Annotated in this window: 1 protein-coding gene; it reads left to right on the top strand. The window is 67.6% G+C overall.

All coding sequences use genetic code 11. From position 1 onward, the window contains the following. Positions 1-611: factor-independent urate hydroxylase (gene pucL, locus G3I78_RS46925; RefSeq protein WP_164436715.1), on the top strand; the 611-nt coding region annotated here is incomplete at both ends.

Raw genomic sequence — 611 nt, 5'->3', positions numbered from 1 at the left:
GACGGCGTCGGCGCGATCGAGGACTTCGCGATCCGCCTCGGCCAGCACTTCGTCGAGGACTTCGCGTGGATCGAGGGCGGCCGCTGGGAGATCGAGCAGTACTCCTGGAACCGCATCGAGACCGCGGAGGGCGAGCACGACCACGCGTTCGTCCGGAACAACCAGGAGACCCGCACGACGGTCGTCCAGCGCGACGGCGACGAGGTCTTCGTCGTCTCGGGCCTCACCGACCTCGTCGTGCTCAAGTCGACGGGTTCGGAGTTCCACGGGTTCCCGCGCGACCGCTACACGACCCTCGTGGAGACGGACGACCGCATCCTCGCGACGTCGGTCACCTCGCGCTGGCGCTACACGACGACGGACGTCGACTTCGACGCCGTGTACGCGAAGGTCCGCGCGATCCAGCTCGAGGCGTTCGCGACGACCCACTCGCTCGCGCTGCAGCAGACGCTGTTCGCGATGGGCAAGGCGGTCCTGGAGGCCGTCCCGGAGATCGCCGAGATCAAGTTCTCGATGCCGAACAAGCACCACTTCCTCGTGGACCTGGCGCCGTTCGGCCTCGACAACCCGAACGAGGTCTTCTACGCGGCCGACCGTCCCTACGGCCTCAT

The organism is Streptomyces sp. SID13726 (assembly GCF_010548375.1).
GTDB lineage: Bacteria > Actinomycetota > Actinomycetes > Streptomycetales > Streptomycetaceae > Streptomyces.
The sequence above is the reverse complement of the archived record's forward strand: the minus strand, read 5'-3'. Positions and strand labels throughout refer to the sequence as shown.